The sequence below is a fragment of the Luteolibacter flavescens genome, from assembly GCF_025950085.1.
In the GTDB taxonomy this organism is placed as follows: Bacteria; Verrucomicrobiota; Verrucomicrobiia; order Verrucomicrobiales; family Akkermansiaceae; genus Haloferula; species Haloferula flavescens.
In genome coordinates, this window is sequence record NZ_JAPDDS010000001.1 from 86,660 (window position 1) to 103,296 (window position 16,637).

The following is a 16,637-nucleotide window of genomic DNA, read 5'->3' on the forward strand; positions in this document are numbered from 1 at the left end:
ATCATCGTGCCCTCTCTTGTCGGCGATGGCAAGATGGCCGAAAAGTCCCGCGCCATGAAGTCACCTGTACATGCGACATTCAGCCACGACGCATGTCCTCTCCTGCCGGAAGCGACGCAGCCTCAAGGTCCGGCGGTCACCCGGGAACTCGGCGTAGCGAAGTGCGTGCGTTTTTATTTTGCGGCTCTGACCTATGCTCAGTCCCTCTGGCGCGAGGGCAAGCCCGCGCAGGCCGTCCTCCAGCTCAACAAGTCCTTCATGGCCGACCTGCGTGGCGATGAGGAGGTGCTGCAAGTCCATCCGCCTCCGTATGCCGTGCTCGTGTGGATCCTCCGCCATCGGCCTGACGAGTGCTTTTTGGGGAATCCGGTCCGCCATTTCCAGCACCTCGCCACCCGGATGAACGGCGAGCGGAAGGAGATCCGCTCTTGGCGCGCATGGGCCTGCTTTCACCTCTCCCGGCAGGTGCTGCCGATGGATGAGTTTCCGATCGATGCAGAGCAGGTCGCGGAGGAAGGCGTCGTCTTTCCCGAGTGGCAGGACGTGGTGGCAGGGATTCGCGAGGCCGGATGGACCGGCGAGGTGGAGGTGCTAGAAGACGTGATGAGGGGGCTGGAGTGAGCTGGAGTGAGCCGGGTTTTTAGCCCTGCTTTGAGAGGTTTGCGAAGCACGAGTGAAAGCCGTGCCTCATCGGGCACAGCCCGCTGGGAGTGCGTGCCACCGGCTCGCTTGGACGTGCGGGCGAAGTACGGGTGAGCATGCTTTCCCGGGTGCATCTTCATGAAGGCGGCTTTTTCCGTAAGTTCGCCAACTTGCCAAGCGCGCCAGTGGCACGCGCTCCCAGGGCACGGGGATCTGCGGAGCCGGGAGTGCTGGCTTCAGCCGACTTGGCAGGTAGGCGAAGGAACCCATCCAGCCCGCCCAATCACTCACTCAGCCCGCCAGCCACCACAGGTGGAGAGCCGGACATCAGACCCGACCCGAAGCCACCTTCATTGCTGACGGAGACCCTGTGCCATCGTGGTCAGCATCGCTCCGCGTGCGGCGAAGCAGTTCTGCAGGCGGGTCTTGATCTCCGGCTCTTGGCGCACTGTGTGATAGCGGGCTTTGATAGGTAGCTTCCCCGGACCGGCGCACCGCACGCGGAGCGATGCGGACCACGATGCGCTCAGGTGGCAGCAGCTTTTGAGGTCACTTCGCCCGCACGTCCAAGCGAGCCGGTGGCACGCGCTCCCAGCGGGACGGCATCGCGGGAGCCGGCTTTTTCCTTGGGTTCGCCTTCCATCCAAGCCGGCTGAAGCCAGCGCTCCCGGCTCCGCCGATCCAATGGGCTTGTTCCACGCCACGCTCTGTGGTGACAGGACGGCCTGCCAACCTAGAGAGTGAATCAAAGCAGAGCGTCACCCTGTAGCACCATCACCTCAACGTCGCGGCGATCTCCGAGGCGAGCTGGCTGAGGAGGCGGCTCTGGGCGGCGGCGAGTTCATCGTAGCCGTCGGCTTTCAGCGGCTCGGTGCCGGACCAGCTTTTCGAGGTGACCATGCGGCGGTCGGGCAGGGAATAGACGCGCCAGGCGGCTTCCAGCACGGCGTCGCCGTCGGCGTTGCCGTGGAGCTGGCGGATATCGAGGCTCACCTGGTAGCGCAGCTCGCTGTCGCTGCCCCAGGGGTAGGTGCGGACGTTGCCGGTGCCGAGGCGGCGGCCTAGATTGGTGGCGGTGACGCGGGCGATGTTTTCCTCCAAGTCACCCGCCCAGCGGTGAGACTCGGCCACGGCCATGCGGTTCCCGCTTTCCTGGAAGACGAGGTTCGCGCGGTCGAGGTAGCTGGCGAGCGAGACCGGGCCGACGCCCACGGAGGTGCCGCCGCCGGAGGGCGCGGGGCCTTCCGGTGTGAGGACGTAGTAGGACTTGGCGGGCGCGCAGGACTGGAGCTGGACCGCGAGGAGACCGAGGACGCCGAGTTTCAGGAAGGAGCGGAGCATGGCAGGGCGGAAAGGTGGGAACGGGGCGATGAGTGGATCACCGCTGCTTGGCGCGGGGCTTAGGATCGCCGGAGCCTTCGCGGCCGAAGAGCAGGGAATTCGGCTTCTCCTCGATGGAGTCGGAGAGGACCTTGAACGAGCGCAGCGCCGCGCGAAGCTCGTCGAGCGTGCGAGCGAGGTCGCCCTGCATGGCGCCTTGCGGGCCGAGGCTGTCCACGCTGGTGCGGACCTGCTTCAGGGTGGCTTCCAGCTCGGCGGTCAGGTTTTGCGTCTCGTCGCGGGCGAGGAGCTTCTTCGCCTCGGCGAGCGCGCCCTCGGCCTCGGACAGGGTGCCGCGAAGGTCCTTCACGGTGATGGAAATCTCGTCGGCAGCGGTGCCGAATTTCTCAAGAGTATCGTCCAGCGGCAGCGCCTCGATCTTCGTGAGAATGGAGTTCAGCTTGTCCTGGAGCTGCGCGAGGCCGGAGGACTCGGTGGGGATGACGTCATACTCGCCTACCTTGGCAAGTTGGGCGGGTGCGGCACCGGGGACGAAGTCGAGATCGACGAAGAGCGCGCCGGTGAGCAGGGAGCCGGTGCTGAGCTTTGCCCGCAGGCCGCGGCGCACGCACTCGGCGAGTACGGCGGTGGAGTCCTGGATGTCCTCGACCGCCTTGCCGAGGGTCAGGGAGTCGATCTCGATGACCACCGGCACGCGGGAGTCGCCGGGCGGAGAATGGCGGAAGCTGATCTCGACCACGCGGCCGAGCGGGATGCCGCGGAATTCCACCGGGGCACCGGGGGAGAGGCCGCGCACGGACTGGTCGAAGTAGAGGAGGATGCGGTGGTCCGGGGTGAAGATGGATTTCCGCGCGGCATCCTCGTCCGGGTAGAGCTGGAAGACGGCACCGTCTTGCGCGGGCTCGCCTGCCACGCCGCCCTTTGGCACGGCGAAGACGGCACCGCCGGAGAGCATGGCTTGGAACGAGGGAGTGCTGATCTTGAAGCCATCCGCTCCGGCCACCACGTCGATGCCGCTGGTATTCCAGAAGCACGTCCCCTGGCGGACGAGCGAGGAGTATTCCTCCTTGATGAAGATGTCGAAGCGGATGCGGCGGTTCTCGATGTCGAGCCGGCGGCGCTCCACTCGGCCGACCTCGAATCCGCGGTAGTAGATCGGCGAGCCGGAAGCGAGCGAGCCGGCGTCCTCCGCCACGAGCGTGAGCCGCAGGCCGGGCACGCTGGACGGGGTCACGGGTGGCTCCTCCAGGCCGTCGAAGTGATGGACGGGCAGGGTGGTCTCGCCGGGCTCCAGCTCGATGTAGGCGCCCTCCACGATGGTGCTGAGGCCGGAGATAGAGGCCCCGGAGACGCGCGGCTTCACCACCCAGAAGCGGCTGCCCTCGCGCAGCAGGTGCTCGGCATCCGGGTCCATGCGGATCTCCGCGACCACGGAGCGCACGTCATCCGCGAGGTCCACTCTCTCCACCACGCCCACGCGGACGGAGAGGCAGCGGACCTCGGTCACGCCGGCCTTCACGCTCTCCGCTGTCTCGAAGCGGACGTAGGCGATGGGCCCGCGTCCGGCATAGTGCTTCCAGACGAGGCCGCCTGCCACGATGAGCGCGAGCAGGGGCACCAGCCACACGCTGCTCCAGCGGCGGCGGTGGCGGATGGTGGCGCGGGGTTCCTGCGTCTCTTCACTCATGGGGTATCGGGTAGATCGCGATCCGCATGCTGGTCCCACAGCAGGCGCGGATCAAAGCTCATGGCAGCGAACATGGTCAGAACCACGACGGCTGCAAAGGAAACGATGGCCGGGCCGGGCAATACGCTCGAAAGCGCGCCGACCTGGACGAGGGAGACAAGGATGGCGACTACGAAAACATCCACCATCGACCAGCGTCCGACGAGCTCGGTCACGTGGTAGAGGCGGGCGAGATTCTTCGGCGAGGTGCGGGTCTTCCCCGAGGCGGCGAGGCAGAGCCAGACCAGCGCGAGCATCTTCAGGATGGGGATGAGGATGCTGGCGGCGAAGATGATGATGGCCACGAGGAGGTCGCCCTTCTTCCAGAAATTCAGCACGCCGGACATGATGGTGTCGTGCGAGGTGCCGCCGAGGCCGCCGACAGACATGATGGGCATCAGGTTCGCCGGGAAGTAGAAGGCGATGGCGGCGATGAGGAAGCTCCACGTGCGCTCCAGGCTGTGGGGCTTGCGCAGGTGGAGCTTGCAGCCGCAGCGCGGGCACTCGCCGAGATCGACGGGGCTCACCTTCCCGCACAGGTGGCAGGAGGCGAGGCCTTGTTCGGCAGCGCTGCGGATCTCCATCAGTTCGTCCTTTTGAATGCGATTTCCAGCCGGTCCCACAGCTCCAGCCGGTCGATGCCCGCGATGGCGGAGGTGGTGCAGATGACGAGCCCGGCCATGGCCCAGAGGCCGACGCCGAGATGGATGTCTCCCACGGCGCCGAGCTTCAGCAGGGCGACGAGGATGCCGAAGAGGAAGACCTCCAGCATGCTCCAAGGCTCGGAAAGCTGGTACCAGCGGGTGACGACCTTCGCCCCCGGGAAGGCGATGCCAAAGCGCAGCGGCGCGGTGACGTAGAGCAGGCCGCCCACCAGCACGAGCGGCGCGACCATGGTGAAGAAGACGGTGGCGGCGGCGATGGCCGGATTCCCGTCCCGCCACATGGCCTGCGCGGCCTCCAGGATGGTCAGCTCGCGCCGCACGCTCCCCGCATTCACCGTGATGCTGGGGAAGAGGTGGACGAGCGCCATGAAGATGAGCGCGGCGGAGGAGAAGCCGGTGGCGCGGGCCAGCGAGCGCGGGCGATTCTGGTAGAGCACCTCGCCGCAGCGGCAGCAGTGGGCGGCATCCCCCTCCTTCAGCCGCGGCGCGTCCTGCAGGGCGTCGCAGAAATGGCACGCCACGCGGATGGGCCCGTCTTCGATACGGGGCCAGGAGAGTCCGGGCAGGTGGCGTTTCATGGGAGGCGGGACGGGCAGGCCGGGCGGCACCGGGACGTCCGTCCGGTGCTGCCGCCTTCGGCTGGAGTGGGTGCGCGTGGATGTGGGGCGGTGCGCGGCCTCAGAGCGGGCGCGCGTAGGTGCTACAGCGATTCAGCCAGCCCTCTTTCCACCGGCCTTCACCGCGGGCGGGCGGGGCATTGTCGATGCGGCGGCTCAGCATGCGCTTCGCGCTGGCGGAGAATTCGGCGGCGGCAGGCTGGCCCGCGGGCACGTCTTTCATGCTGCCGAGCACCTGGAGGAGCCCCCAGCCCTTGTCATTGTAGCGTTCGCTCGGCTGGGTGCCGTCGCCCTTGAAGTTCACGTAGTCGATCAGCGCGTAGGTGCCGTTCGCGGTGCTGGCCACCTTGTTGTAGTTCGCCTGCAGGCGCGCGCGGTCGCTGGCGGGTGCGGCGGCCAGGATCTTCGGCAGCGCGCCTCGGGAGCGGGCGATGATGAAGTCGGTCTGGACGGGCACGTTGTTCGCCAGCCACTGGCGGAGCTGGTCGAGCTGCGGGCCGCGGAATTCCGCCTTCGTCTTCCACGGCGAGTGGCGCTGCAAGGCCACGGCCGGCGGGGTGGCACCCTGCTGGCGGGCGAAGGCCACGAACTGCGGCCAGCTTTCCTCAAAGCGGCCGTTGAAGCCCGCAGGATACCAAATGAAGTGGCCGATGCCGAGCGACGGGAATTCCTCGCCCGCATTCCACGTGGTGAGCCCGGCGACGGTGCCGCCGCACTCGTTTTGCCAGATTTTTCGGCCGATCGCGGCCTTCTGGGCGGCGGTCAGGTTCGTGGCTGCCACGGCGGGCGCGGCAGTCGCGGTGCCGGGCAGGGAGACCGGCCCGCAGGCAGCGACAGCGAGCACGAGCGGGAGGATGAGGCGGAAAGGTTGCACGCATGCTATTTCCGCAGGTTTTCCGCCTCCCGCAAGCAGAGTATGCTGGGCGTGGATCAGGCCACCCCGAGCGCGGATAGCAGGCGCGGACGCACCTCGTCATTCCGCAGGAAGCCGGGGAAAAGATGGCTGCCCGGACCGTAGGCGCAGAATTCCACCAGATCCCCGGTGTGATTCGCGCTGGTCCACGAGATGCCGTGGCGCCGGGCGAAGAGGGCGGCGAGGCGGTCGCTCTTCAGGCCCTGCGCCTGCTTCAGCTCCTCCTTGTCCAGCTCGATGCCGGTGCGGCCGTGGATGTATTCGCCCAGCTTCGGGCCGCTGAGGCCGGAGGCGGAGTTCCCCATCCACTCGAAGGAGCGGGTGAACTTGCGGATCTTTTCGAAGGCAGCGGTGGTGCCGTTGTAGATCCCCGGGGCCATGCCCTGGTTCGGGTCGGCATTCACGCCATTGAGCTGGATGCCGCCGCAGCCGTGGTCCGTGGTGATGATGAGCAGCACGTCCTGGTGCGTGGTGGCGTAGGCGAGCATCGCGCCGATCGCGTCGTCAAAGGCGAGCTGCTCGCGGATGCTGCCCGCTGCGTCAGAGGCGTGGCCACAGTGGTCAATGCGCGCGCCTTCGATCATGAGGAACCACTGGTCGCGCGCCATCGCGTCGAGGCGCTTCACGGCCAGCTCCGACATCTCGGCCAGCGTCGGCAGGGTCTCTTGCAGGTCGGCCTTTGCCTCACGGTCGATGGCGAGTGGCACGTGGCCCGAGGAAAAGAGGCCGAGCACCGGCTTCTTCGCATCCGGCTGGGCGGCCACCAGGTCCTTGCGGCTCTTGAGGATGTCGTAGCCGCTGTCGGAGAACTTCTTCACCAGGTCATCCGGGAAGAACTTCTGGCCGCCGCCGAGGAGCACGTCCACGCCGCGCTGCTGGTACTGGATAGCGATCTGGGATTCGTCGCCGCGGCTGTTCACGTTCGCCGCGAAGCCCGCGGGAGTCGCGTGGGTGATGGTGGCGGTCGAGACCAGACCGAGCGGGATCTCCTTCTTCTTCAGCAGGGAGTGGAGCGTCTCGATGTCATTGCCGGTAGCGGCGTCCACGTTGATGGAGCCGTTGTTCACGCGGTGGCCGCCACCCCACGCACTGGCGGCAGCGGCGGAGTCGGTCACCACGCTATTCGCGGAGAAGGTCTCCACCAGCGAGCGCACCACGGGCATCTCGCGGTACATCTTCACCCAGTTCGTCACCTTGCCCTCGAAAACCGAGCGGCTGTGCTGCGCCAGCGAGAGCGCGCCGTGATTCATGCCGTCGCTCACCATGAAGATGATCTTCTTCGGCATCCCGCGGTTTTCCGTGGATTTCCGGGTTTCCTGGGCTAGCAGGGAGGCGGAGCCGGTGCCGAAGAGTGCGGATCCGATCGAGGCGGCCTTGAGGAAATCGCGGCGGGATGAAGAGGCTTTCATGGGTTGACAGGCGGATTGATACGCTTCGTAGGCGCTGATTTCCATCGCGAAGGCAACCCGGTTTGTAGTGACGGAATCGCCCCCGAGCGAGTTTCCCCGAGCGGGCGTGCATCCCGAGCTTGATGCCCGGAGCGCGATCGCGAGAGTGGCGTCATGGACAAGATCCCTTGGGACAAGGTTCTCAGCTTCGGGCCAAAGGACGCCGTGAAGCTCTTCATCACCGCCGCAGTCATCCTGCTGGTGACGAAGATCCAACTCTTCAATGAAAAGCTTTCAGCGCTGCTCATCGCGCTCCCGCTCACCTCGCTGGTGGCGATGGTCTGGATGCAGGCGGAGAAGCAGGAGAGCGAAGGAATCGCGAAGCACGCCGAGAGCACCTTCTGGTTCGTGCTGCCGACGCTGCCGATGTTCCTCATCCTGCCGTGGATGCTCCGGAAGGGCTGGAACTTCTGGGCGGCGCTCGGCGTGAATTGCCTGCTCACGGTTGGATTCTTCTGGCTGACGGTGGTCATCCTGCGCCGGTTCGGGCTGGATCTGATGGGCCCGAACTGATGTGATTTTCGTGGGATACCGATTTTGCCCTTGCCATTGTCGGGCCGATTTGGTCTCTCCCGCCTTCCGGCCGCATAGGGCCGGTGAGGAATTCACGGCCCGGCATGTCTCAAGAGAATATCGTCCCCTTCGAGCAGCCTAAGCCTCATTCCCGGTTTCCAGGAACACCCATGAAAAGCGATCTTGTCGAGAAGGCATCCGAGATTGTCAGCGATCCGCTGGTCCTTATCAACATGGTCTCGAAGCGTGTCCGCCAGTTGAACAGCGGCCGCTCGCCGTTGATCCCGACTCGCCCGAGCATGGGCGCGGCTGACATCGCGCTGACCGAAATCATCGAGGGCAAGATCAAGCTCGCCGACCCGGTGCAAGCCGAGTCCTGAGCGACACCTTGCCTATCCACGCCTTTGAGGTGGCGTGAAACATCGTGAGTGCGGAAATATCCAGCAATCGCAAGGCGCGCCGGGATTTCAATATCTCGGACACCTACGAGGCGGGCGTCGAGCTGAAGGGCACGGAGGTGAAATCCATCCGTGCCGGGAAGGTCAATATCTCCGACGCCTTTGCCCGCGTGGACAAGGGTCAGCTCTTTCTCTACGGCTGCGACATCCAGCCATGGGAGACCGCGTCCACGTGGTTCCAGCATGAGGCACGCCGTCCGCGGCGGCTGCTCGTCCACAAGCGCGAGATCCTGAAGCTCGACCAGGCCACCTCCATCAAGGGGGCCTCGCTTCCGTGCCTGAAGATGTATTGGAAGAACGGCAAGGTGAAGGTCGAGATCGGCGTCGGCAAGGGCAAGACCCACTCCGACCAGCGCCACGACCTGAAGGCAAAGGTTGAACTCCGCGAGGCTCAACGCGAGGTCGCGCGATTCAACCGCCAGTGATACGATCTCCTGGAGATTTTGTGACTTGTTGGTTCTCGTGAGTGCCATTGGTTGCCAGCAGAGCCCCAACGCACCTTTCGCGCGTGAAAAACCGAGCCGGAAGAGGGGAGCCCGCGCAGCGTCAGCCCGGCGGTGATCGCAGAGCTCAAGTTCGGAGTCGCCGCGGTCACTGAAGCCTTGAATACGCCCAAGGTGCAGGAAGGTCCGCATCAGGATAAGCGACGAGGCGCGCTTCGGACTCCAGATCCAAGTCACGGGGCGGCATTCGTGTAAACTCGGCGTCAAGGAGAGGGGGATTCTTGATCTTCCCCTGGACATCGATATATGCGTGCGAAATGAGAATCGTGCGTTACTGGCCAAAGGTCCTCGCGCTGTGCAGCACCGTGCTGCTCGCCAGTTGCTACGTCTGGTGGAGTCAGACGAAGTCCGAGGAGAGGCGGGCGAAGGATGAGGTCAGAGAACGGGCCACTTTGCCGGGGTCGAAGAGTAGCTTTGTGTCCGACATTGAGGGGGTGACGATTCCGGGAGTTCCCAAGGAAAGCGAAGACTCCCGCACCAATGCGGATTTCATCTCCCCACCTGCCGGGCGGAAGAGTGATCGGGCGATGTTGCCGAGCTCGAAGATCGGCATCCTGCCTCCGCCTCAGGAAGAGGACGATGAGTCTGAAAAGCGTCGACTCCTGCCCGGATCGAAGAGCATCGACAGCTTGTTGGATCGGAAGAGCGTTGATCAGATACTTGATCAGAGGCAGGAGCAGGAAAAGAAAGACGAGCCATGAACGTCCCCTCGATGCTGTTGGCCACGGCGGGAAGCTTCCTGTTCCTTGCGTTGGTCTTCTATCCCTTGGAGCGGGCGTTTCCCGCGAAGCACGGGCAGCGTTTCTTCCGCCCGGCGTGGTGGCTGGATCTTTGCTTCTTCCTCGGGCAGTATCTCCTGTGGAGCGGGATCGTGCTGTGGGTGCTGAGCCGCTTCGGCGACTGGATCGATGGCGTGGTGCCGGCTGCGTTTCGTGCGGCGGTCGCAGGTCAGCCATGGTGGCTGCAGGCGGTGGAGGTGATCTTGCTCAGCGACTTCTTCGTCTATTGGGGGCACCGCCTCCAGCATCGGGTGCCATTCCTGTGGCGCTTCCACTCGGTGCATCACAGCGCCGAGCACCTGGATTGGCTGGCGGCACACCGGGAGCATCCGCTCGATACCGTCTATACGATGGGGCTCATCAATCTGCCCGTCTTCCTGCTGGGTTTTCCGCTGGAGACGCTGGCGGGCCTCATCGCCTTCCGTGGCATCTGGGCGATCTACATTCACTCGAATGTGCGGCTGCCCATCGGTCCGTTGCGCTGGTTCGTCGGTGCGCCGGAGCTTCATCACTGGCACCACGACCGTGTGCGTGACGCCGGGAACTACGCGAACATCTCGCCGCTGATGGACCTAGCCTTCGGGACATACCGTTGTCCCGATCACGAGCCGGAATCCTTCGGCGTGAACGAGGAAATGCCGCGCAGCTACTTCGGGCAGATGCTTCATCCCTTCAGACGGAAGAAACGCAAGGCTTCCCGAGCGGCGGAGGAAATCATCGCGGATAGGACAGCGCCCGCCACAGATACTCCGCCGGACCCGAGTTGTGGCGTGAAAGCCACCAGCGGCTGAAGATCATCTGGAAGGCGAAGATGATCGCCGACAGTGCAAGGCCTTCACAGAAAGAGGCTTGGCCATAGAGGCCGAGTCCGAAGGGCATGAAGACCGCATTCGCGATGATCGACTGGAGCAGGTAGTTCGTCAGCGACATCCTGCCGACACAGCGCAGGCTCTTCATAAGATCCGAGGCCGCAATGCGGGTGTGCAGTCGTGCGAAGCCCGCCATGTATCCCCAGGCAAGCATCCAGTTCCCCACGAGGATGGCGAGATAGGCGAAGATCGAGGCGTCCCGGCTGATCGGTTCCGGGCCTCGGAAGATGATCAAGGCGATGATGGTGATGACCAGCGCGACAAGAAAGGCGATGACGAAGCCTCGGCCCACCTTGAAGCCAGGGCTCAGCCAATCCAGAAAGCGGCCTGATTTACCGGTCGCCAATCCCGTGACAAAGAAGAGGAACGCATAGGAGAAGTCGCTCAGGTAAGCCGTCACCCAGACCATTTTCCACTCCTGGATGCGGAGCTGAATGACGCCGGGCAGTGAGGCTTGCCGATATCCCTCAATCCAAAGCTCGATGGACTCCCGGTCCGCGTAAACGGCACCGCTCTCGTGGAAGGCCAACGTCAGGATGACGTGGGCGGCAATGGAGATCAGGGCGATCGCAAGGACGACGCCCGCAAGCGTGCGGGCTCTCCATCCGAGCAGGATGGGGGAGAGCAATCCGAAGATCCCGTAGACCGCGAGTATGTCACCGGGCCACAGCAGGATCCCGTGGATCACCCCGGCAGCGAGGAGCAGGACCATCCGCCAGCGAATGAACGGGCCGAAGGCGAGTCCTCGTGACGCAGCCCGTTTCTCCTGAAGCGCGAGACCGACGCCGAAGAGGAAGGCGAAGATGCTCATGAACTTCCCGGAGACGAGCCAAAGAAGCACGGTTTCCGCGACTTCATTCCAAGGCCCCGGATGATGGAAGTCCTCGGAAGGATAGAGAAAGGAGACGAGCGGGAACTTGAATCCCGACATGTTTGCAAGCAGCACGCCAAAGAGCGCGAAACCGCGGAGTGCATCTAACAGGACAATCCTGTCCTCCGTCCCGACCGGTCGGAAGGAAGCTTCGTCACTTGAAAGCGGGAAGCCCGGGGGAGGGATGGGAGAGGTTTCCACCCGGGCCGCAGCCTCCGATGGTTCTGTCACGCGTGCTGCAGGTAGCGCCGCTGGGCTTCGGCCTCCGCGTTCTGCGGGACTGCGTCGTTCTCCGGCTTGGTGTCGGCGATGAGTTCGTCGCGGAATTTCGCGATGATCGCTTCCACCGGCCAGGACGAGGCTTCACCGAAGGCGCAGATGGTGCGGCCGTCGATCTGGTAGGCCACGCTCTCCAGCGTCGCGACGTCCTTTGGCGAGGCTTCGCCGGCGACAATGCGGTCGGAGATCTTCTTCATCCACATGGAGCCCTCGCGGCACGGCGTGCACTGGCCGCAGGATTCGTGGGCGTAGAAGGTGTTGATATTGTTGAGCACCCACGAGATCTTCCGGGTGTTGTCGAGGACGATGACCCCGCCGGAGCCGGCCATGGTGCCGCAGGCGGCGAGGGAGTCGAAGTCCATCGGGATGTCCCAGAAAGAAAGCTTCAGGTCGGAACCTTCGGGGCCCTTGCCCTTGAGGGTGAATTCTTCCTCGCAGCGGAGAATCTTGGAGGAAGAACCTCCGGGGATGACGGCTTTAAATTCGCAGCCGTCTTTCGGCCCGCCACACATGTCGTAGAGCAGTTCGCGCATGGTCACCTTGCCGACTTCGACTTCGAAGTAGCCCGGCTTCTTCACGTCGCCGGAAACGCAGAGGATACGGGTGCCGGTGTTGTTCTTCACTCCGAGCTTCGCGTATTCGTCGCCGCCCATGCGGACGATGTGCTTCACGTGGCACAGCGACTCCACGTTGTTCACGATGGTCGGGCACATGTAGAGGCCCAGCGCTGCGGGGAAGTAGGGCGGCTTGATGCGCGGGTAAGCGCGCTTGCCCTCAAGCGACTCGATCAGGCCGGTCTCCTCGCCGCAGATGTAGGCGGCGGCACCGCGGTGAACGTAGATTTCCACGTCAAAGCCGGAGCCGAGGACGTTCTTGCCGACGAAGTTCTTCGCACGGGCCTCGGCGATGGCATTCTCTAGGATGATCGCAGCGCCGGGGAATTCCTCGCGGATGTAGATGTAGGCAACCTTCGCGCCGACGGCGAAGCAGGAGATCACCATGCCCTCGATGAGCTGGTGCGGGTCCTGGTGCAGGATGTAGCGGTCCTTGAAGGTGCCGGGCTCGGACTCGTCTGCATTGCAGATCAGATAGACCGGCTTCGTGTTGTTCGGCGGGATGAAGGTCCACTTCAGGCCGGTGGGGAAGCCTGCACCGCCACGACCGCGCAGGCCGGACTTCTTCACCTCCTCGGTGATCGCCTTGGGCTCCATGCCCATCGCCTTCTTCAGTTCCTCGTAGCCGCCATCGCGCAGGTAGCAGTCGATGGACGGGTCCCAGCCCTCGCGATCGACGTTCTTGAAGATGAGTCGGTATTCGCGGGAGTCGGGCTGCTTGCCGGCTTTGTAGGTGATCATGGGAAGTGCCGAGTGATCAGGGAAAGGGTATCAGTGAGAAGAGTGGCCGTCGGCGTATTGGTCGAGCAAGCCCTGGGCCTTCTCCGCGGTGACGGCCTCGTGGAAATCGTCATTCACCAGGCAGACCGGAGCAGTGCCGCAGGAAGCGAGGCACTCGGCGAACTCCACCGACCACTTGCCGCAGGGCGATACGGTCACGGGATGATGGTGGGCATCGGCGTGCGAGCGGTCGATGCCAGTCAGTTCGCAGAGTTTCTCCATCAACTCGTGCGAGCCGCCCATCGCGCAGGAAAGCGTGCGGCAGACGCGGAAGTGGACCTTGCCCGGAGCCGACTGGCGGAAGCCGGGGTAGAAGGTCACGACTTCCAGCACCTTCACAGGCTGGATCGCCAGACGCTCGGCGACCCATTCGATCGCCTCCGCGGAAATGAAGCCGTGATGGTGCTGGATGAAGTGGAGCAGCGGCAGGACTGCCGAGCGCTTCTGATCCTCGGGAAACTGGGCGAGGCGCTGGTCCGCCTCGGCTTCAAGCGCCGCCGTCGGCACGAAAGGCGGGTAGAACTTCGAGCCGGGCGTCTCCGGCGAGGCGACGTTTTCTGCGAGGATCGAGGCGGACATGTTGGAAATGGGACGTCGGGAGACTGGCTGTCACTCCTTCAGGAGCGTTTCGAGGTGGTTCATGACCACGTGGGGGCCCTTGTATTCTTTGCCCTCGTAGCTGGACTTGAGGATCTTTCCTTCCAAGTCGGTCAGCACCAGGTTCGGAATGCCGCCGCCGGGATGAGCGACCGACTTCTTGAATTTCTCGGTCTTCGAGAGCTTCAGGTGAGGCCAGCTCATCTTCTTCTCGACGGCATAGCCTTCCATGGCGTCCTCATCGGCGTCGCTGGTGACCAGCACGATTTCAAAGGTGTCGTTGCCCGGCTTGTTCTTTTCGTAGAACTCGACGAGCGATGGAGTGAACTTCTGGCACGGGCCGCACCAAGAGGCAGTGTAGTAGAAGAGATAATACTTCGTCGGCTTCGCCGTGAGTTCATACTTCTTCAGGGACTTGCCCTCCAGCTTCACCAGGTTGCCGTCGAGGTCCTTGTCAAAGACGCTCGGCTTGGCCTCTCCCGCGGGTGCAGCGGCGGGCTTCCATTCCTCCAGACGCTTCTGGTCTGCGTCGGCGAGGTCGGAGAGCTTCAGCGTCACGGACTTGCCGTTGCGCATCTTGAATTCACCGGCTTTCTCGCCACCGGTCTCGGTGACTTTCACCAAGTCAAGTTCGGCGGTCTTGCCGTCCTTGTTGGTCCACTTTTCGAATCCGGCGAAGGAAACACCGGCCATCAGGATGCTGAGGAGGATCGTCTTTTTCATAACGAATCACTTATACGTCAGCGATCACATTCGCCCATCACGAAATCGAGCGAACCGAGCACGGCCGGGACGTCAGATATCATGTGGCCGGGCAGCAGCACGGAGAGCGGGGAAAGATTGCAGAAGGAGGGGCTGCGGATTTTCAGGCGATGCGGCACGCCTCCACCCGTGGAGTGGATGTAGAAGCCCAGCTCGCCCTTCGGGTTTTCCGCGCCGAAATAGACCTCGCCTGGAGGCGCGTCGATGCCCTGCGTGGCCACGATGAAGTGGTGGATCAGCTCCTCCATCGACATCAGCACCTTCTCCTTGTTCGGCAGGATGCTTTTCGAGTCGGCCAGGTTCACCGGGCCCTCTGGCATGGTGTCGAGCACCTGGCGGCAGATCTTCACCGACTGGCGCAGCTCTTCCATCCGCACCTGGTAGCGGGCGTAGCAGTCGCCCTCGTCCGCCACGATCACGTCGAAGTCATACTTCTCGTAGCCGAGGTAGGGGCGGTCCTTGCGCAGGTCGCGGGGCACGCCGGAGGCGCGGAGATTCGGGCCGGTGAGGCCCCAGGCGATCGCGGACTCCTTCGAGATGATCCCGATGTCGCACATGCGGTCGCGGTAGATCTTGTTCTTGTCCAGGAGCTTGGAGACTTCCTCGATGGTCGCCTCGCACTCGGTCAGGAACTTGCGGACGGACTGCTCGAAGCCCGGAGGCATGTCGCGGAGCTGGCCGCCGACGCGAGTGTAGGAGGTCGTGAAACGCGCCCCGGTGAGCTGCTCGCAGAGATTGTAGATCTTCTCCCGCTCCGTGAAGGTGTAGAGGAAAACGGTCATCGCACCCACGTCCATGGCGCAGACGCCGACGCCGAGCAGGTGGGAGGAAATGCGGGCCAGCTCGCAGCACAGCACGCGCAGGGCCTGGCCACGGGGTGGCAGCTCCCAGCCCATCAGCTTCTCCACGGCGCAGGCGTAGGCGACGTTGTTCGCCAGCGGTGCGAGGTAGTCCAGCCGGTCCGTGTAGGGCACGAACTGGTTGTAGTGCATGTTTTCCGCGATCTTCTCGTCGCCGCGGTGCAGGAAGCCCACGTCCGGGTCGGCCTTGGTGATGATTTCCCCGTCCAATTCCAGGATCAGGCGCAGCACGCCGTGCGTCGCGGGGTGGGATGGTCCCATGTTCAGGACCATCTTTTCGCCCATCAAGTCCGTCGTTTCCTCGTGGTACTCGGCGGCCTTCGTGGCCACGTCGGGGGCTTGGTATTCGGTCGTGGAGCGGCTCATTGGGTTATTCCCGGCCCCGGAATCAGGCCCCAAGGAAGCCCCTCGGGCAAGGCAGTTTGTGAAATTTTTCACAAAGTCCGTGGCATGCGGCAAATGCCGACGCGCATGCTTGCCATGGCGGGCTCCCGCGGCGAGCTTCGACACCATGCAACGTCGCACCTTCTTGCGTTCCGCCGTCGTCTCGTCGCTCGCCCTGACTCCCGCCAGCCAGTTGCTCGCCGCGCTGGCCCCGGATAACAAGTACCGCAAGAACATCGGCATCCAGCTTTACACCCTGCGCGATGCGCTCGGAAAAGACACTGCCGGAACCCTGAAGGCCGTCGCGGAAGCGGGCTACAAGCAGGTCGAAGCCTACGGCTTCCCGAATTGCCAGCCATTGATCGACGGGGCGAAGTCCGCCGGTCTGGTGCTGAATTCCACCCACTTCGAGTGGACCAGCGTGACGAGCCCGAAGGATGCCTCGATGAGCGACTTCCAGAAAACCCTCGAAAAGGCCAAGGAAGTCGGGCTCAGCCACCTCGTCATCCCTTACCTGCATGACGGCGAGCGCAAGACGCTGGATGACTACAAGAAGGTCGCCGCGAACGCGAACAAGGCCGCGGAACTTGCCAAAGCCGCTGGCATCCAACTCGGTTACCACAACCACGCTTTTGAATTCCAGCCGAAGGAAGGCGGCAAGACGGGCTACGACGTCTTCATCGAGCAGTTCAGCAAGGACATGAAGTTCGAGATCGATATCTTCTGGGTGAAGGTCGCGAACCTCGATCCCGTGGAGCTGATCACTAAGCTTTCCGGTCGTGTTTCCCAGCTTCACCTGAAGGATCTCAAGGACGGGCTCAAGCTGCCGGAATTCGGTAACCTGCCTCAGGACGCCTTCAAGGAACTCGGCAACGGCATCATCCCGATGGAGCCGATCCTCGCCGCTGCGGAAAAGGCCGGTGTCGAAAATTGCCACGTCGAGCAGGACCAGTCTCCGGACGCCATGGCCAGCATCAAGCAGAGCATCGCCTATCTGGCGAAGCTCTGATACGGCT

The 16,637-nt window shown here is 63.7% G+C and carries 18 protein-coding genes; 7 read left to right on the forward strand and 11 right to left on the reverse strand.

Annotated elements, in window-relative coordinates; genetic code table 11:
• Window positions 1-6: 6 nt before the first annotated feature.
• On the forward strand, window positions 7-621 hold the full coding sequence (locus OKA04_RS00310) for a hypothetical protein (protein WP_264499113.1): 615 nt from the start codon (window positions 7-9) through the stop codon (window positions 619-621).
• Between the two features lie 795 nt (window positions 622-1,416).
• On the opposite strand, the gene OKA04_RS00315 is transcribed toward OKA04_RS00310, so the two are convergent.
• The 6 genes from OKA04_RS00315 to OKA04_RS00340 all read right to left on the reverse strand — a co-directional run bounded on the left by OKA04_RS00315 (window position 1,417) and on the right by OKA04_RS00340 (window position 7,313).
• Window positions 1,417-1,983 carry a PqiC family protein gene (locus OKA04_RS00315; protein WP_264499114.1) on the reverse strand — a complete coding sequence of 189 codons (567 nt, stop codon included), beginning with the start codon at window positions 1,981-1,983 and terminating at the stop codon, window positions 1,417-1,419.
• A gap of 37 nt (window positions 1,984-2,020) precedes the next feature.
• The gene (locus OKA04_RS00320; protein ID WP_264499115.1) at window positions 2,021-3,670 is read right to left on the reverse strand and encodes a PqiB family protein; all 1,650 of its coding nucleotides are present in this window, start codon (window positions 3,668-3,670) and stop codon (window positions 2,021-2,023) included.
• Window positions 3,667-4,293 (reverse strand): paraquat-inducible protein A, encoded by a 627-nt coding sequence (locus OKA04_RS00325; RefSeq protein WP_264499116.1) that lies wholly within the window; start codon window positions 4,291-4,293, stop codon window positions 3,667-3,669. Before OKA04_RS00325 ends, OKA04_RS00320 begins: the two co-directional genes overlap by 4 nt.
• Complete coding sequence (locus tag OKA04_RS00330) at window positions 4,293-4,952, reverse strand: paraquat-inducible protein A (protein WP_264499117.1); 660 nt, start codon at window positions 4,950-4,952, stop codon at window positions 4,293-4,295. The genes OKA04_RS00325 and OKA04_RS00330 overlap by 1 nt, the downstream gene beginning before the upstream one ends.
• A 100-nt stretch (window positions 4,953-5,052) precedes the next feature.
• A complete protein-coding gene (locus OKA04_RS00335; RefSeq protein ID WP_264499118.1) occupies window positions 5,053-5,865 on the reverse strand; it encodes a hypothetical protein in 813 nt (270 codons plus the stop codon).
• A 56-nt stretch (window positions 5,866-5,921) separates the two neighbouring features.
• On the reverse strand, window positions 5,922-7,313 hold the full coding sequence (locus OKA04_RS00340) for an alkaline phosphatase (RefSeq protein ID WP_264499119.1): 1,392 nt from the start codon (window positions 7,311-7,313) through the stop codon (window positions 5,922-5,924).
• Window positions 7,314-7,466: 153 nt separating this feature from the next.
• Between OKA04_RS00340 and OKA04_RS00345 the strand changes: the two genes are divergently transcribed.
• The 5 genes from OKA04_RS00345 to OKA04_RS00365 all read left to right on the forward strand — a co-directional run bounded on the left by OKA04_RS00345 (window position 7,467) and on the right by OKA04_RS00365 (window position 10,396).
• Complete coding sequence (locus tag OKA04_RS00345; RefSeq protein WP_264499120.1) at window positions 7,467-7,865, forward strand: DUF3147 family protein; 399 nt, start codon at window positions 7,467-7,469, stop codon at window positions 7,863-7,865.
• Between the two features lie 170 nt (window positions 7,866-8,035).
• Window positions 8,036-8,245 (forward strand): DNA-directed RNA polymerase subunit omega, encoded by a 210-nt coding sequence (locus OKA04_RS00350; RefSeq protein WP_264499121.1) that lies wholly within the window; start codon window positions 8,036-8,038, stop codon window positions 8,243-8,245.
• A 44-nt stretch (window positions 8,246-8,289) separates the two neighbouring features.
• Window positions 8,290-8,748 carry an SsrA-binding protein SmpB gene (gene smpB, locus OKA04_RS00355; protein ID WP_264499122.1) on the forward strand — a complete coding sequence of 153 codons (459 nt, stop codon included), beginning with the start codon at window positions 8,290-8,292 and terminating at the stop codon, window positions 8,746-8,748.
• A gap of 383 nt (window positions 8,749-9,131) precedes the next feature.
• Complete coding sequence (locus OKA04_RS00360) at window positions 9,132-9,527, forward strand: hypothetical protein (protein WP_264499123.1); 396 nt, start codon at window positions 9,132-9,134, stop codon at window positions 9,525-9,527.
• A complete protein-coding gene (locus OKA04_RS00365; RefSeq protein WP_264499124.1) occupies window positions 9,524-10,396 on the forward strand; it encodes a sterol desaturase family protein in 873 nt (290 codons plus the stop codon). Before OKA04_RS00360 ends, OKA04_RS00365 begins: the two co-directional genes overlap by 4 nt.
• Here OKA04_RS00365 and OKA04_RS00370 read toward each other — a convergent pair.
• The 5 genes from OKA04_RS00370 to nuoD all read right to left on the reverse strand — a co-directional run bounded on the left by OKA04_RS00370 (window position 10,320) and on the right by nuoD (window position 15,603).
• Window positions 10,320-11,405 (reverse strand): DUF418 domain-containing protein, encoded by a 1,086-nt coding sequence (locus OKA04_RS00370; RefSeq protein WP_264499125.1) that lies wholly within the window; start codon window positions 11,403-11,405, stop codon window positions 10,320-10,322. The two genes, OKA04_RS00365 and OKA04_RS00370, sit on opposite strands and share 77 nt — an antisense overlap.
• 167 nt (window positions 11,406-11,572) lie before the next feature.
• Entirely contained in the window at window positions 11,573-12,979 is a 1,407-nt protein-coding gene (gene nuoF, locus OKA04_RS00375; protein ID WP_264499126.1) for an NADH-quinone oxidoreductase subunit NuoF, read from the reverse strand.
• Window positions 12,980-13,009: 30 nt separating this feature from the next.
• Entirely contained in the window at window positions 13,010-13,597 is a 588-nt protein-coding gene (locus OKA04_RS00380) for an NADH-quinone oxidoreductase subunit NuoE family protein (protein ID WP_264499127.1), read from the reverse strand.
• A 30-nt stretch (window positions 13,598-13,627) separates the two neighbouring features.
• On the reverse strand, window positions 13,628-14,338 hold the full coding sequence (locus OKA04_RS00385) for a thioredoxin-like domain-containing protein (protein ID WP_264499128.1): 711 nt from the start codon (window positions 14,336-14,338) through the stop codon (window positions 13,628-13,630).
• A gap of 17 nt (window positions 14,339-14,355) precedes the next feature.
• Complete coding sequence (gene nuoD, locus OKA04_RS00390; protein WP_264499129.1) at window positions 14,356-15,603, reverse strand: NADH dehydrogenase (quinone) subunit D; 1,248 nt, start codon at window positions 15,601-15,603, stop codon at window positions 14,356-14,358.
• Window positions 15,604-15,748: 145 nt separating this feature from the next.
• On the opposite strand from nuoD, the gene OKA04_RS00395 reads away from it, so the two are divergent.
• Window positions 15,749-16,630, forward strand: a complete 882-nt coding sequence (locus tag OKA04_RS00395) for a sugar phosphate isomerase/epimerase family protein (protein WP_264499130.1) — start codon at window positions 15,749-15,751, stop codon at window positions 16,628-16,630.
• The last annotated feature ends 7 nt before the right edge of the window (window positions 16,631-16,637 follow it).